The sequence below is a fragment of the Streptomyces sp. NBC_01268 genome (assembly GCF_036240795.1).
Taxonomy (GTDB): domain Bacteria; phylum Actinomycetota; class Actinomycetes; order Streptomycetales; family Streptomycetaceae; genus Streptomyces.
The window spans coordinates 8,432,677-8,447,450 of the sequence record NZ_CP108454.1 but is presented as its reverse complement, the minus strand read 5'-3'; the positions used below and the strand labels follow the sequence as shown (position 1 = coordinate 8,447,450).

Annotated in this window: 12 protein-coding genes and 7 pseudogenes; 11 read left to right on the top strand and 8 right to left on the bottom strand. The window is 67.0% G+C overall.

The window, feature by feature from the left end:
- The first annotated feature begins 10 nt into the window (after positions 1-10).
- A pseudogene (locus OG309_RS37815) lies at positions 11-892 on the top strand (transposase family protein).
- Positions 893-1,621: 729 nt separating this feature from the next.
- Here the strand turns inward: OG309_RS37815 and OG309_RS37810 are convergent.
- A pseudogene (locus tag OG309_RS37810) lies at positions 1,622-2,864 on the bottom strand (IS701 family transposase).
- Positions 2,865-3,042: 178 nt separating this feature from the next.
- Here OG309_RS37810 and OG309_RS37805 point away from each other — a divergent pair.
- The gene (locus OG309_RS37805; RefSeq protein WP_329428023.1) at positions 3,043-3,234 is read left to right on the top strand and encodes a hypothetical protein; all 192 of its coding nucleotides are present in this window, start codon (positions 3,043-3,045) and stop codon (positions 3,232-3,234) included.
- A gap of 290 nt (positions 3,235-3,524) precedes the next feature.
- Positions 3,525-4,070, top strand: a complete 546-nt coding sequence (locus OG309_RS37800) for an SMI1/KNR4 family protein (protein ID WP_329428022.1) — start codon at positions 3,525-3,527, stop codon at positions 4,068-4,070.
- A 12-nt stretch (positions 4,071-4,082) separates the two neighbouring features.
- On the opposite strand, the gene OG309_RS37795 is transcribed toward OG309_RS37800, so the two are convergent.
- Genes OG309_RS37795 through OG309_RS37785 form a run of 3 tightly spaced genes read right to left on the bottom strand, consistent with a single transcriptional unit; the run spans position 4,083 to position 6,996 of the window.
- Positions 4,083-4,604 (bottom strand): transposase, encoded by a 522-nt coding sequence (locus tag OG309_RS37795; RefSeq protein WP_443067624.1) that lies wholly within the window; start codon positions 4,602-4,604, stop codon positions 4,083-4,085.
- A gap of 60 nt (positions 4,605-4,664) precedes the next feature.
- The gene (locus OG309_RS37790; protein WP_329428021.1) at positions 4,665-5,390 is read right to left on the bottom strand and encodes an ALF repeat-containing protein; all 726 of its coding nucleotides are present in this window, start codon (positions 5,388-5,390) and stop codon (positions 4,665-4,667) included.
- 46 nt (positions 5,391-5,436) lie between these two features.
- Positions 5,437-6,996 (bottom strand): FlgD immunoglobulin-like domain containing protein, encoded by a 1,560-nt coding sequence (locus OG309_RS37785; protein ID WP_329428019.1) that lies wholly within the window; start codon positions 6,994-6,996, stop codon positions 5,437-5,439.
- 515 nt (positions 6,997-7,511) lie between these two features.
- On the opposite strand from OG309_RS37785, the gene OG309_RS38240 reads away from it, so the two are divergent.
- Complete coding sequence (locus tag OG309_RS38240) at positions 7,512-7,637, top strand: hypothetical protein (protein WP_443067623.1); 126 nt, start codon at positions 7,512-7,514, stop codon at positions 7,635-7,637.
- A gap of 462 nt (positions 7,638-8,099) precedes the next feature.
- Here OG309_RS38240 and OG309_RS37775 read toward each other — a convergent pair.
- Together OG309_RS37775 and OG309_RS37770 are read right to left on the bottom strand one after the other, a co-directional pair.
- Positions 8,100-8,920, bottom strand: a pseudogene (locus OG309_RS37775) (IS5 family transposase).
- Between the two features lie 247 nt (positions 8,921-9,167).
- Positions 9,168-9,542, bottom strand: a complete 375-nt coding sequence (locus OG309_RS37770) for a hypothetical protein (RefSeq protein ID WP_329428018.1) — start codon at positions 9,540-9,542, stop codon at positions 9,168-9,170.
- Between the two features lie 62 nt (positions 9,543-9,604).
- Between OG309_RS37770 and OG309_RS37765 the strand changes: the two are divergent.
- The 3 pseudogenes from OG309_RS37765 to OG309_RS37755 form a co-directional block, all read left to right on the top strand.
- Positions 9,605-10,411: pseudogene (locus OG309_RS37765) on the top strand (IS5 family transposase).
- A 227-nt stretch (positions 10,412-10,638) separates the two neighbouring features.
- A pseudogene (locus OG309_RS37760) lies at positions 10,639-10,833 on the top strand (transposase); the annotation flags it as partial.
- A 163-nt stretch (positions 10,834-10,996) separates the two neighbouring features.
- A pseudogene (locus tag OG309_RS37755) lies at positions 10,997-11,659 on the top strand (IS5 family transposase); the annotation flags it as partial.
- On the opposite strand, the gene OG309_RS37750 reads toward OG309_RS37755, so the two are convergent.
- Positions 11,640-11,936, bottom strand: coding sequence for a hypothetical protein (locus tag OG309_RS37750; RefSeq protein ID WP_329428771.1), 297 nt, complete (start codon positions 11,934-11,936; stop codon positions 11,640-11,642). The pseudogene OG309_RS37755 and the gene OG309_RS37750 overlap by 20 nt on opposite strands.
- Between OG309_RS37750 and OG309_RS37745 the strand changes: the two genes are divergently transcribed.
- The 3 genes from OG309_RS37745 to OG309_RS37735 all read left to right on the top strand — a co-directional run bounded on the left by OG309_RS37745 (position 11,935) and on the right by OG309_RS37735 (position 13,773).
- Positions 11,935-12,090, top strand: coding sequence for a hypothetical protein (locus OG309_RS37745; RefSeq protein WP_329428769.1), 156 nt, complete (start codon positions 11,935-11,937; stop codon positions 12,088-12,090). The genes OG309_RS37750 and OG309_RS37745 overlap by 2 nt on opposite strands.
- Before the next feature lie 66 nt (positions 12,091-12,156).
- Positions 12,157-12,966 carry a leucine-rich repeat domain-containing protein gene (locus OG309_RS37740; protein ID WP_329428016.1) on the top strand — a complete coding sequence of 270 codons (810 nt, stop codon included), beginning with the start codon at positions 12,157-12,159 and terminating at the stop codon, positions 12,964-12,966.
- 297 nt (positions 12,967-13,263) lie between these two features.
- A complete protein-coding gene (locus OG309_RS37735) occupies positions 13,264-13,773 on the top strand; it encodes a hypothetical protein (RefSeq protein ID WP_329428015.1) in 510 nt (169 codons plus the stop codon).
- 96 nt (positions 13,774-13,869) lie between these two features.
- Here the strand turns inward: OG309_RS37735 and OG309_RS37730 are convergent.
- A pseudogene (locus OG309_RS37730) lies at positions 13,870-14,066 on the bottom strand (IS5 family transposase); the annotation flags it as partial.
- A gap of 297 nt (positions 14,067-14,363) precedes the next feature.
- Here OG309_RS37730 and OG309_RS37725 point away from each other — a divergent pair.
- Positions 14,364-14,765 (top strand): DUF5958 family protein, encoded by a 402-nt coding sequence (locus tag OG309_RS37725; protein WP_329428013.1) that lies wholly within the window; start codon positions 14,364-14,366, stop codon positions 14,763-14,765.
- Positions 14,766-14,774 lie beyond the last annotated feature (9 nt).

The following is a 14,774-nucleotide window of genomic DNA, read 5'->3' as shown; positions in this document are numbered from 1 at the left end:
CGCGCATCAGTTGTTTACAGGCATCTCCCGGCAGCATCTGACTTGCCTGGCTGCGGAGTTGGCCGATCCGTGGCAGGCCGCTGTCGGGGGACGCCGTCACGAGGCACGTGGAGGGGCCAGAAAACGCGAGGCAGGGCAGGCGCCCGACCTCGGCTGGTGTTCGTCGACCGGCTGATCGCCACCTTGATCCACCTGCGACACGATCTCCCGCACTCAGTCCTCGCCCTGCTGTTCGGTGTCGACCGCTCCACCATCACCCGGGCTACCGGAGAGATACGCAGACTTCTGGCCGAACGCGGATGCGCGGTGCCCGACCGTCCTGGCCTGCGGCTTCGGACCCTGGCGGACGTGTTCGCCTATGCCAGGCCGAGGGCATCGAACTGCGGCTGGACGCCACCGAGATCCAGGTCCGCAGACCCTTGGCCGGCCGCGGCGGACGCCGGGCGTTCGTCTCGGGGAAGAAGAAGCCGAACACGATGAAGGTCACCGTCATCGCCGACCACCAGGGCCGCCCGTTTGGGACTGATGCCCTGCGACCAGCGCGGATGCATGACGCGACCGCCACACGCAACGAAGGAATCGGTGTCTGCTTCCAGCACTTCCCTGATGTGGAGGTTCTCCTGCACGACGGATATCTGGGCCTCCGCCGCGACCACCTGGACAGGCGATCACACCGCCCGGAGCGCCAAACAAGATCGCCCTTCCGCACGTGCACGCAGCCAGAGAAGAAGCCCGACACAAACACTCATCGAAGCGCATCACCGTCGAGCAGGCACTTCCCGACCACAAACGCTGGAAGCAGCTGGCCCGCTGGATCCACCGGCGCGAGACTCTGCCCGACACCTACCGGGCCATCGACAGCCTCGTCTCCGACCGCACCGCCAACGCCTGACCTCGACCTCGACCTCGACCTCGACCTCGACCTCGACCTCGACCAGGCAAACACGTCTCCACCGCTATCACGCACCAGCTCGTAAGCAGTGTCTGATGCAATCCAACCACTGGATCTTGGGGCGGACTTCAATTTCGACCCGTACCGCGTGTCGCTGCTGGAGACCGGATCGCAGGCACGGTACGGCAGTTGGGCTGACCTGGGACGTTACGGCCCCTCAGGGCCGCCGGCCGCCCGCCGCCCGCCGGAACGGCTTCGGCACTCCGCCGCCGCCACAGATCCGCGATTTTCATTCGACCGAGAGTTCGATGGAAAACCCCTACTCGTTCGGCTCCATGCCCTCGCGCTCCACGCCACCATCGCCACGTCCGTTGTCCGTGCTGCCGGTGACCGACGCCCCCGGAGTGCGTCCGGCGCCGAGGACACGGCGCGACCTCGGCGCAGGCGCTGGCGGCGGCCCGAGCACTCCCCGCGCACGAAGTTCGTCCGGGTCGGGCATCTCGATGGGCGGCAGGCCGCGCAGCAAGTCCGCCTCCTGGGCGCGGATCGGCTGTACGGCGGGCCCGGCGCCGAGGGCGCGGCGGGGCGGATGAGGACGGGGTCATCCGGGCAGCGTACGGCCACCGGATCGGCCCGCCGCCCCGGCCCGTCCGCAAGGAGACCTCTGTGTCCGGCTACGCGTACAAAGACACCTCATGCAGTTAATACTCCAGCTGTAGTTCGCGATCTTCATGCCCGAGCGGCTTGTCGCTGGTAGTGGCTGGCTTGGGATCGGGCCTGGTGGTGACGTCGCCAATGGGACCAGTCGAGCCGGTGGACCGTGTCGTGGACGAGCCGGACGGCGAGCGTGTTGAACAGGTGTTGGATCTCGTTGCAGGTGAGCGGTATCAGCTCGTCCGGCCTGGGGCAGCGCGCGGCTTCGTCGGCGCGGACGACGGCCAGAAAGGCGTGGGCGAGCATGGCGAGGGTGACCCAGCGGTGCCAGGACGTCCAGCGTCTGACTTGGTGTTCGTCCAGTCCGGCCAGGCCCTTGCCGGACTGGAAGGTCTCTTCGACGGTCCATCTGCGTCCGGCGACCTGCACCAGGGTGGACAGCGGGACCTGGGTCGCTGAGTAGCACTGGTGGAAGGCGAGTTCGCCGGTGCGCCGGTTGCGGCGGACAAGCAGCTGGTGGTGGCCGGGCCGGTCGTCGACGATGTCGGCCAGGGCCCAGTCGTAGAAGCGGTGGCCTTTGGCTCCGGCCCCGGCGGAGCGTTTCTGCCAGGCCCGCCTCGGCAGCCTCTTGACCAAGGTGTCCGCGCGGAACTTGCCCGCGCGTGTGGTGATCTGGTGGTCACGGGCGACGGCGAGTACGTAGCCGACCTGCCGCTTCTCCAGAGCGGCTCGCAGGTGTGGGTTGCCTCCGTGGACCTCGTCGCCGGCCACCCAGGATGCGGGGACGCCGGCGTCCAGGGCACGGCCGATCATGCGGGCGGCGAGTGCGGGCTTCGTGGCAAAGCCGACGGTGTCGGGATCCCGGCGGCGGTCTGGCAGCGGGCCGTGTCCTCGGTCCAGGAGCGCGGCACATACAGGTCCCGGTCGATCGCCGCGTGACCGAGCGGGGTGGAGTAGGCAAGGTAGACGGCGACCTGGCTGTTCTCGATGCGTCCAGCGATCCCGGTGTACTGACGCTGCACGCCCACGGTGGCGGCGCACGGCCCTTCTTGAGGTCGCCAGTCTCGTCGACGACCAGCACCGCCGAGGCGTCGCGCAGGTGCTCGACGACGAAGCTGCGGATGTCGTCGCGTACCGCGTCGGCATCCCACTGGGCCCGCGACAGCAGGTGCTGCAGGCCGTACGAGTTCGCTTCGCCGGCATGCTCGGCCAGCGTCCAGCAGTTCTTGCGCGGCAGCTCCGAGAGCAACCCGAGCACGAACGCCCGTGTCCGGCGCCGCGGTTCTACCCGGCCGAACCGTCCTGCGATACGGCCCATGAGGACCTCGAACGTCTCCTGCCAGCGGCCGAGATCTATGCTGCGACCGGCGGCCACCGTCTGATCTTCTGTCTTCACACACCGATGATCAACGGTGGCCGCATCCGCTCCCGGACCAGCCCCGACCAGCAAGACCGCGATCTGGGCCGGAGTACCCGCTCTGGAATTGAATCGGCCGATGGACATGTCCTCCCGAGAGATCCGCATACCCCTCAACGATGTCGTCGCCGTCCTGCAGGACCTGAACGAGTTCGTGGTTTCCCTCGACCGACTCGGATCCCGCATGGGATCCGGAACCGCCGACGAGTACACCGTCGGCGAATTCATCCTCGACTGGGATGTCCCGCGGCTACTGTCCCGGGCCCGGTAGCAGGACCGCTTCTGCACGGACAGCGTCGGCTACCCCTCCCCCGACCAGTCCAGCTGATACGGCAAGCGCATCGGACCGGACCGATCGAGACGGGAATCGGCCCGACCGTGACCCGGCATCCCGCTAACAAGATCACTACACTGGAGTATTAAGACGTCAAGCCGATCGGGCCGAATCAAGGCCGGATCGGAGCACACGTAAGCTCTCGATCACAGAGCGGATGGGGGTGCCAGATGTGGTGGAAGCGACGCCAAGACGAGAGCCCAGCAACGGGGCGGGAGCCGGAGTCATTGGTTGAGCCCGGCCTGCTGACGCCGAAGCAGCGGGTCCGGGCTACGGTCGACGCGATCACCGACGGCACCACGGCCCGCCCCGATCAGCTCCAAGGCCTGCCAGCCGAGATCGTCCTGGCCATCGAGCGTGATCAACAAGCGCCGATGGCAGATGCCTACCGAGAGTTCCTCTCCCTGATCGGCGGTGGCGCCGGGCGCTTCATGCAGGGGGAGGACGTCTACCACCCCCGCGTCCTTGGCCTGGGGACAGCTGCCCGCGAACTCCTCGAAGAGAACGAATCGCCTTTCCACTTCGAGGCCACCGATCGCGTCTTCTACATGCATCAGGGCTATCAGTTCGAGTTCATGCGAGGCACCGGACCTGATCCCGAGGTCTGGTCATACTCCGAAGGCGAGCACGCAGACGTTCCCGTCCGCACTTACGCGTCCTTCACCGACTGGCTCCGTGCGACCGCCGAAGCAGAGATACCTGCCTGGAAGCATCACGTCGAGACCGTGCGCGAGGAGATCAACGCCGACGGCAGTATCACGTTGCACTGGTAGGCAGTCCCAGGCTCAGCTGCTCGTGACTTCTTTGCCCTGGGTGACGGGAAAGGCGGTGGATTCGTCGAAGGAAGCCCGGGCCTGAAGGCAGTGGTGGAGCTGGCCGAGCATCCGGTTGAACAGGTGCCGCAGAGCCTGCATGTGCCAGTCTCCGCCGGTACGTCCTCGGCGGCAGTGGGCGTCGGCGCCGACCGAGCCGCTGAGGGAGGAGAAGGCCCAGAGGTGGCCGACGTGGTTGAGCCGGTTCTTCTTGACGAACCGGCGTCCGACGTAGTGGCGTTTACCGGAGGCCCGGGTGATGGGGGCCGCGCCCGCGTATGCCCTCAGCCCTCCGGTGGTGGCGAACCGAGTGCGGTCGTCACCGATCTCCGCGAGGATTCGTGCGCCGATCTGGGCGCCGATGCCGGGGAAGCGCAGCATGGTCGGGGCGTCGGGATGAGCTTGAAAGGCTTCCTCGGTGACCTGAGCGAGGTCGGCAACCGCTTCGCAGGCCGCGTCCAGTTGCACCAGCAGGGCTCGGGCCTGCTTGCCCATCGCTTCTTGGACCAAGGGACCTGGTGCGGTGCCTCGCGGCGGAAGAGCTGCTGCAGACGCTCAGCATCCGCTTCGATGTTCCTCCGTCGGCTCTTTCTTACTGATGTTGGCTCCAGCCAGCTCCTCCGCGGCGTTCCTGGCTGCTTCCTTGGCCAGCCTGGAGGACTCGACCGCCTTGTCCTTGGCCTCCTCAGCCTCCTCGGCCGCGTCCTCGGCCTGCCTGCCCGCCTGCTCGGCCTGTTTGACCAGATCCGCGACGGACATGAGCTCCTGGTCCCGGTCACGGGCGGTGAATTGCCCGATCTCCAGGAACTCGACGATGTCCTCCGGCGTGCCCTTGAGCGCGACGGTAGCTGCAGCCCTCATGTTCGGGCCGCCGGCACTCGCAAGGCCTGCGACCTCCGCCTGGTTGTCCAGCTTCCGTGCCTCGTACTGGCCCTTGGCCAGAAACTCCTCACGGTCGGCAACCGTGCCCTTGAGCGCAGCTGTGACCTCGGCTTTGACCTCGCAACCACCCATACCTGAGATGCGGGCGATCTCAGCCTGCCGGTCGATGTCCAGCGGCCCCTCGAAGCCGTAGAGGAGGAACTCGTCCAGCTCCTCAGGCGTTCCGGTCATCGCCTTCGCGGCGGCCTGCCGCACTCCTCGGCCGCCAGCCGCAGCCAGCCGAGCCGCATCGACCTGGTTGTCGACGTTCTGGATCGCGGGGGCTTCGTCGAGGAACTTGCGGATCTCCGGGTACGTGAACGGATCCCAGCCGCGACGGCACGCGCCGACGGGAGTCACACCAAGAACGGTGCGCCGCCCCTGGTTGTTCGGGGGCCGACCGGCCTTACTCGGTGAAGTAGCCCGCCACATCGGCGAGGAGGTCCACCGCGCCGGAGTGGTTGTACAGCGTCACCTTGCCGTCGCGGATCGGGACGACGACCTGGTTGGCGAGTGTACGGCCGGCGGTCACGTTCAGGTTCGAGGTCGCCGGCCGCGGGGTCCCGTACGGATAAGCCGACACGTACGTCGACGTGGTCGGGCTGGTGACGGTCACGTTCATGACGATCGCGGACACGCCGGTGACCGGTATGCCGCCCTGGCCCGCGACCTGCAGGTTCACGATCTGGCCCGCGCCGACCTTGGCCTTGGGCGCCCCCACACCGGTGACGGTGGTCAGGATCCGGGCGGGGGCCACTGCTCTGAACCGGTCGCCCTGCCCGGCCGCGCTGGTGAAGTACCCGGCCACGTCGGCCAGGAGATCGATCGAACCGGCATGGTTGTACAGCGTGATCCTGCCGTCCTTGACCGGGACGGTCACCAGGTTGGCCACGGTCTGGCCAACGGTCACATTCAGGTTCGACGTGGCAGGGCGCGGTGTCCCGTACGGATAGGCCGACACGTACGTCGCCGCGGTCGGGTTCGTGGCGGTCACGTTCACCGTCACCGCTGTCACACCCGTGTCCGGAATCCCGCCACGGCCCGCGACCTGTACAGATACCGTCTTGCCCGGGCCGATGGCGGCCTTCGGCGCGCCCGTGCCGGTCACGGTGCTGAGCAGCCGGGCGGGCGTCACCGCTCGGAAGCGGTCGCCCTGGCCGCTGAGTGTGTAGGAGCCGGCCACGTCGGCGAGAAGGTCGACGGAGCCGGAGTGGTTGTAGAGCGTGACCTTGCCGTCCTTGCCGACCGGGACGGTCACCAGGTTCGGCGCGGTCCGCCCGGCCGCCACGTTCAGACTGGATGTGGCAGGGCGGTTCGTCCCGGTGGGGTAGACCGACACGTACGTCGACGCGGTCGGGTTCGTCGCGGTCACGTTCATGGTCACCGCCGTCACGCCGGTCGTGGCCACCCCGCCGCGTCCGGTGACCTGGACTGTCACCGTGCCGCCGGGACCGATCTTCGCCTTCGGCGCGCCGATGCCTGTCACGGTGCTGAGGATCCGAGCCGGGGCCACCGGCTCGTACGTAGCGAGACCCCCGCGCGTCAGAAACGTCTCACCAATGCGGTACAGGTCGGCCCCGACACCGTCGGCGGGTGCGGCGGCCAGCTCCCACGTGTACCGCCCTTCGGCCAGTGCCGTGCCGCCGTCACCCCGGCCGTCCCACACGGCCTTCACCAGCCCCCGCGTCTCTCCCCCGCGCAGGGTCCGCACCACGATCCCGGCCCGGTCCTTGAGTGTCAGCGACCAAGAGCCGGCGGGCTTGTTCAGCCACCACCTGCCGGTCCAGGAGGAATTGGCGGCGAGGTCCAGGACCTGCGCGTCGTCGTGGTCGAGGACGGAGAGGGCGGATGCGGGGACGCCGGTCGGGACGACGTGGATACGCTGCTGCTTGTCGCTGTAGGCGATGGCGCCGCCGAAACGATCCACAGTCCAGTAGTCGTTGACATAGGCGAGGTCCCCGATCACCCGCGTCGACCCCGGCTCGCGCAGCGGCGTGACGGACAGTACACCGCCCTTCGAGTGCGCGAGGTACCCGTTCCCCGAGCATCGCCCGGTCGTGCGCAGGCACGGGGATGTCGACGGCCGGGCTCCACGCCTGGACACCGGCCTTCGCGTCGCCGCACCGCCAGTAGAGGTAGGCGCCCCACACCTGAAGCTCCGTCAGGTCGCAGTCGGATACCTTCCGCGACCACTTCCACGTGCCGGTGGTCACGTCGAACGCTTCGACGACACCGGTCCGCGTGCTTTCCTGCCACAGCGTGTCGCCCACGAGGGAGGTGACCTGACCGTAGCCGCCGCTCGGCCGCCGCAATATGACCCGCTGGGTGTCCAGATCGGCGACCTGCGTCTGATAATCGGAGGTCTGATAGGAGATGTAGCGCCCTGACGCCTGCCGCGACGGCTCATGGGCCCGCGCCCATGCCACCGCCCCCCGCGAAGCCCCCACCGTGCACCAAAGCGGCCCACGCCGCCTGTGGGACGTGCTGGAGGACATCCTCGACCGCCTCAACTGGCTCGGCGAACTACCCGTGTACGGAGCGCGCGTCACCATCACGCCCGACGGCGGGACCACCCTCACCCACGGGCCCTGGAAAGCCAACCTCTAAAAGAGCGTTTTGTCCCGGCAGGGCTGTTTGATATCTCGGATGACAGGGCGGCTTCAGATAGTCGTGCGTGCGTGACGATCGGGTCGTGCGGGCCCTTACTCTGCAGCTGCGTGCGGGATCGTCCGTAGAGGCAGGGAGGGGTGCCGGGAATGGGCAGTGTCGGAACAGCGCGGTTGCTGATCAGCAATGGAGGTGAGTCCGCGCTGGAGTTGACCGTGGAGCCCTGGGCGGAGACACATCAGATGCTCCCGAAGCAGACGTGGGTCGTTGTCACCCATTCGCCTGAAGCGGATGGCTCATGGTCCGGCACTCTGCGGGGTGACGAACCATTCCAGGTCGACCATCGGCCCGAATCGGTCACGGTGTGGGTCAACGGAAACTGCTTCCACCTCAGTGACACGGAGGAGAACGCGATCGACTCGGCCGACTGGCACTGCCCTGCTCAGGACGCTTCCTCCTGACTCAGGAGTCGCGCCAGTTTGGGGTGGATTCGTGGGTGAGTCGTCGGCTCATGAGGTCGACCATGGCCACCTTGATCATGGCTTCGGAGCGGTGGGGGTGGGTTTCGTAGTCGCGGGCGAGGCGGCGGTGGTGCATGAGCCATCCGAAGGTCCGCTCGACGACCCAGCGTCGCGGAATCACCTTGAAGCCCTTCTGGCCAGGGTCGCGACGGGTGACTTCGACGTCGATGCCCAGGCGGGCTCCGTGGTCGATGACCTTGGTGCGGTAGCCGGTGTCGGCCCAGGCTTTGGTGATGCGGGGGTGGCCTTTGGCGATGTCCGAGAGCAGGTGGATGCCGCCGGCGTTGTCGGAGACGCTGGCGGCGGTGACCAGCACGGTCAGGAGGAGGCCTAGCGTGTCGACACCGATGTGCCGTTTGCGGCCTACGATCTTCTTGCCCGCGTCGATGCCCTGATCGGCTGCGGGCACGTTGGCTGAGGTCTTGATGCTCTGGGCTCGACATCGCGACCTTCGGCCTTCCGGACCAGTCGCCGCAGGAGACCGTTGAGCTGGTCGAAGACCTCGTCCTTCTGCCAGGCGGCGAAGTATCCGTAGACGGTTTCCCATGGGGCGAAGTCGTGCGGCAGATACCGCCAGGGGATCCCGGTCCGGTCGACGTAGAGGATGGCGTCCATGATTCGGCGCAGATCGTGCTCGGGCGGCCGACCGATGTCCAGGCCCTTTCCTCTTCGCTCGGCCCGCCAAGCCGTCAGGGTTGGTTCCAGCAGTTTCCAGCGGGCGTCGGAGAGGTCACTCGGATAGGGCCGCTGCTTACGAGGCATGTTTCTGTAGTACCGATGGCCGCCACTCCACCACAGGGCGCAAACCGGTTCCACCGGGGGCGCGTTGGGATCAGACAGGAGCGAAGGGGCTGAAACGGGCCCCCGAAGGCCGCCATCTGCCTCACCTGCCACAAGACACGTCTACTGCCCCAGTCGACCCGAAGCAGTCCGCCGCCTGAACTGCGATGAAGCACCCCTGTCGGGACAAAACGCTCTTTAACTGATCGTTTCAGAATGAGGGCGCTGGCTATTCGTCATCGAGTCGCTGAAGAACCTGCGTGAAGTCACCGGCGTCGAGCAGGCCGGCGAGTACCTGGGTCATGTTGTCGATGCCAGGGTCCCGGACTATCAGTCCGTCAGAACACCAGAAGTAGCGGCCGCCCAACTCCTCGCCTGTTTGGGACCACCTCTTCATCAGGCGCTCGACCTCGGCGAGCGTGAACACGGTCGCGCTCCAGCGGGAGCCGTCCGCTGCCAGCCGTACCTCTACGTCAACGTTGCAGACGGCATCCAGATCCTCGCCGGCGCTGGGCAGGAATGATACCTCGAACCGATCTGTGCGGACGCGGTACCAGGGTTCATCCCAACCCTGCTCAGTGGCCTTGTCCCCGGTGTTGGTCATCCGGGGAGTATGTCGATCCGGCTCGGCGTGCTCAACCGGGTTCTCTGGCAAGCTGCAGCCTCGTGAACGTGAACCTTGTCCCCGATGATCTCTGGGACCGGATAGCCCCGTTGTTGCCGGTGCGCCCACGGCGGCACCGCCATCCCGGACGGCTCCCGGTGCCGGACCGGGTCGCACTGGCGGGCATCGTTTTACGTCCTGCGCAAGGGCGTGGCATGGCGCGACGTGCCAAGCGAAGTAGTGGGCTGCTCCGGGGTGACGGCCTGGCGCCGTCTGCGGGACTGGACCGAGGCCGGAGTCTGGCCCCGCCTGCATGCTGCCCTGCTGACCGAGATGCGTCGCGCCGACCTGCTGGAACTGGACGACTGCTCTGTAGACGGATCGCACGTCCGGGCCCTCAAAGGGGGGACCATGTCGGCCCCTCTCCGGTCGACCGCGCCCGTCCCGGCTCCAAGCACCACCTGATCGTCGACCGCCATGGAACCCCGCTCGCCGTCACGCTCACCGGCGGGAACCGCCACGACGTCACCCAACTCCTGCCCTTGTTGGACGCGGTCCCTCCGATCCGCGGACGGCGGGGACGTCCCCGCAGCAAGCCGCGGCGCCTGTACGCCGATAGGGGCTACGACTTCGACAAGTACCGCCGCCTGCTCTGGAAACGCGGCATCAAGCCGATCATCGCCCGCCGCGGTGTCGCACACGGCTCCGGTCTCGGCAAGGTGCGCTGGGTGGTCGAGCGTGCCTTCGCCTGGCTGCACCAGTTCAAGCGACTCCGAATCCGCTACGAACGCCGAGCCGACCTCCATCAGGGCCTGCTCGAACTCGCCTGCAGCATCATCTGCCTCCGACGCCTCCGTAGATCATTCTGAAACGATCAGTAAAAGAGCCTTCTATCCCGGTCAGATGGTTTGGTAGGCGTTTCGACTGTCGGCCTACTTGTCGCTGGTGGGGCTGGTGGTCGCTTCGTGGCATCTGTGGTGCGTGGGGCCGGTTGAGGGTTCGTTTCGGCATCTCCGCTCCTGTCTGAGCCCAACTGCCCGCGCTCACCCCCGTTTGCGCCCTGGAGTCGAAGGGCCGTCGGCGGTACTGCCAAAACATGCCTCGGCAGCGGCCGTATCCGAGTGACCTGTCTGATGCCCGGTGGGAGTTGAGGGAGCCCATTCTGTCGGCTTGGCGGGCTGAGCGAAGCGGGAAGGGCCTGGTCATAGGCCGACCGCCCGAGCACGACCTGCGGCGAATCACGGAAGTGGTCCTCTTTCCCGACCGCACCGGCTTCCCCTGGCGATACCTGGTGCACTCCCCCCATGGGAAACGGTAGGGATCCGGGTCGCATACAGCTGCTGCCATCGGCTTCCGAGCCTTGATCACACCAGCCACACCGTGATCATCCCAGGATGGATAGGGTCTGTCCGGCGGATCAGTGACTTCTCGCGCTCCGGCCCGTTGGCATGCGCATGGGGCGGGTAGATCTCACGAGCGAGGAATGGGCCCGGCTGAAGCCGCATCTGCCCAAGCCGGGGCAGCGCGGTGGGCGTTGGGCCAGTCACCGCAGGATCATCAACGGGATCCTGTACCGGAACCGGACCGGGGTGCCGTGGCGGGACCTGCCTGCGCGGTTCGGGAAGTGGAAGACCGCGTACGAGAGACACAGACGCTGGTCGGCGGACGGCACATGGGACAAGATCTTCGCGGCAGTCCTAGCCGATGCGGATACCCAAGGCCGCATCGACTGGTTGATGGTGTCAGTGGACTCCACCACCTGCCGGGCCCACCAGCACGCGGCCGGCGCACGCAAGAGGCCCCCGCGCATGCCGGGAAGACGCGCGCCCCGTCAGCACCGTCCCGATGAGGGGCTCGGACGCTCCCGGGGCGGTCTCACCAGCAAGATCCATTTGGCTGGTGAAGGCGGGTGCCGTCCCCTGTCCCTGCTGATCACGCCGAGTCAGTGGGGTGACGCCCCGCAGCTCATCCCCGTCATGGAACGCATCCGTGTCAGCCGCCGGAGCGGCGGTCGCCCCCGCACCCGCCCGGACCACGTCGGCGGTGACAAGGCGTACTCCTCCCGTCGCAACCGCTGCTACCTGCGCAGACGGCAGATCAAGCACACCATCCCCGAACTTCACCGCGCTCGGCGTCAAGCTGCTGCTGGACCGTCGAGCCCGGCCGTGAGCTCCTCACGCAGGCGGGACGGCTCCGCGTGCCGGCCGGTGAGCTCCTGTGGCGGCTGGTCAGGTCCCGGTATTCCGCAGTAATTTCACTGTGCCGACCGGTGAGGGCCTCCAGCGCGGTGGTCGCGGCGGCCACGTCGGCGCCGACGGCTTCACGCAGGGCGGTCGCGGCCTCGGCGAGCGCCGCGTCCCGTTCGCCGACGGCGGCGCTGAGCGCCCAGTTCATGGCGTCATGGGCGGAGGCGGTGCGGGTCCTCGTCGGCCTGCCTCTGCACCAGGGCGACGGGTTCGGCGACCACTTCGGTGTCGAGGGCGTCTGCTGCGCGCTCCTCATCCGCAGCGTCAGCTTCCCCTGCCAGACGTTCGAGCACGGCATGTAATGTCCTCCGCGAGCTCAACCGAATAATCACTGAGGTGGTCTGCGGCAGCCCTCGTATCTTGACGTCATGACGAGCGAGAGAGAGCCGCGGCTCTATGTGAACCGCTGGGGCGACACATCAGATCCGTCCCCGAAGCGGCGTGGATCCCGCCAGGACGCGTGCGCGTGCTTCGACCAGTCCAGGCCGCAACCGCGAGCCCGCGTCGGGTTCCACACCGAACGGCAGGACACCTCCGCCCCGGGCTGGCAGCACCTGCTGGAGCTGGTCGATGAGGCCATCGCCGACGGGCGCGAAGAGTTCCGTCCCCTCACCGAGCTGAGCCAAGAAGAGCGGCGGCAGATCATCACCCTGCCGCCGAGCATCGCCAGACTGACGGCGGTCAAACACCTGGTGCTCTATGGCAGCAACTTGGTCCGCATCCCGCCCGAGATCGGATGCATGACCAGCCTGGAGGAGTTCACCCCCTACACCTCCTACCGGCTGCACTGGTTCCCCTACGAGATCACCCGATGCCGGAAGCTGACCCGCAGCACAGTGAGCACGCGCGCGTTGTTCGGCAACGAGAAGCTGCGGCCACCCTTCCCGAGGCTTCAGCCTGCCCAGGACTCCGTCGCGGACCTCGATCTGGAGAACCTGGATCCCCGGCGACGGGGCGTCACCACCATCCATCGCTGCAGCGTCTGCAACCATCCGATCACACAAGGCGGTCTCCATCAGGTGTGGATCTCGCTACGCGTGGCCACCGACGTGCTTCCTTTGCTGGTCAGCGCCTGCTCGTCGGCGTGTGTCGCCGACCTCCCCGACGGTGCGAAGGGCTACATCCCCACACCACACACAGGCGGCCGAGTCGACCAGCTGCGGCCAGACTGGGATTGATCCGCCTGGCCGCTTCGCCAGCTGTTCGGTCAGAGAGTCTCCACGAGCCTGAAGGTTGAACACCCGGGCGAAAAACTGGCGCTGACGGCAGGGAAAGACGTGATCGTCGGCATGGATGATCTCGGGCTACGAAATTCTTGCCAGAGCCACGTTCACTTGTACGCCGACAGCACGGGCCGCAGAGATGCGCATCACCTCTTCAGTCGCAGAGTTGAACGCGTTCAACGTGTCTGGCAAGGTATCTCTCCACGGCCGCTCCTATCGGTTGGCCGATGCGGGCTGAGGTGGGAGGTCCTGGTGGCGGGCGGAAGCAGGCTGCGTGCGTGGGGGACGGCCCTCGGTGTCTTGATGGTGGTTTTGGCTGCTCTGACGGCGTGCGCCGGCCCCTATCAGTACTACGAGGGAGCAGGGATCCACGACGCCACGGCGGCCGAAGTCGCTGGGGGCTGGGAGAACGTCGAGGGGACCCGCGTGGTGCTTCGTGAAGACGGATCGGCTCTTCTCGAAAGGCTCGACGGGAAGGACTTCGACTTCGAGGACGGCTGGCGTCTCTCCGGTACGGGAACCTGGCAACTGACCGACGACGACGGCGGACAGGTCGTCCGGCTCGCGCTGACGACCCGGACGAGGGTCGAGAGGCGTTTTCCCGTTTCGGTGGCTGACCCCTCGGCTTCGGAGCCCCCGGCGACGTACTCCTGGTCCTTCCACGTGGACCGCGGTCAGCACGATGGGTTGGAGCTCTTCTTCTTCTACGGTGATCCTGACATCGGGAACAGGTACGTGATGACGCGCGAGGCACGGTCATAGCCGTTCGTTGATCGCTGCGAACAGCACGGTCGCCTCGTAGCGGACCGCCAACTTGTCGTAGCGCATGGCGACAGCACGGTTCCTCTTAAGGCGGACGATCGACATGGGCTTCTGGCCCTGCTCGATGGCCAGGTGCAGCTTGGTGGTGAACCGCCGCGCGAGCGCCCGAGCCCGTGATCGCCAGGTTCGCTGAATACACCGCCCGGTGGTTCCTTCTGCAGGTCGCCCTGCTTGCGGGCTCCGGCCGCATGCTGATGGGCGCGACAGACCGTGGAGTCGACGCTCAGGTCCCAGTGATCGCTCCCTTCGCGTCGGCCAGACCGTGTTCACGGCATCCGGGGCGATGTTGATCTCCCGCAGCTTGTTCCATTCAGTGATCGCGTGGGCGCGCTGGCTGTCGTACTTCGACGTCTCGGTCCAGCGGATCTCGCCCTCGTCGACGGAGGAGTCCACCTGCGAATGGGTTGGTGTTCAAGCGGCTGTGCACGGCAGAGTGGCCTGATCAGCAAGGTGCGGACACTCGCCCCAACCGGGGTGGATGCGGATCCGCGCCAGCGCCGCGGCCGAGTGCCGCCTGATCTTGTGGGGGCATGGTGAGTGAACGGGACGTCTTGCTCAATGAACTCGCGCAGGGGCTGCGCCCCATGGCCGAGGGCATTGAGTGGTTCGACGGCCTCAGCCAGGATGAACAGTCCGATGTGCTGCGGTTCCTGAGTCATCACTGTATGCAGGCGCGCGCTGTCGCCGAGGACGCGCAAGAGAGCGTCCGGCTCGCTGGGCTGCGCCCGACGCATACGCCCGCGGTGTTGATCGCACGGGGCCGGATCGATATGCAGTTGTGGAAGATCGCCGCTCTCAAGCCCCTCGACGAACGCCGCAAGGCATTCAGACTGCTGGTCGCCGTACTCGCGGTCGCAGACGCACGGCGCCGCGAGCGGTACTGCTCCAAAGGGTGCGGGCACTGGTGGCACCACTTGGAAACCACCGCCTGACTTCAACCA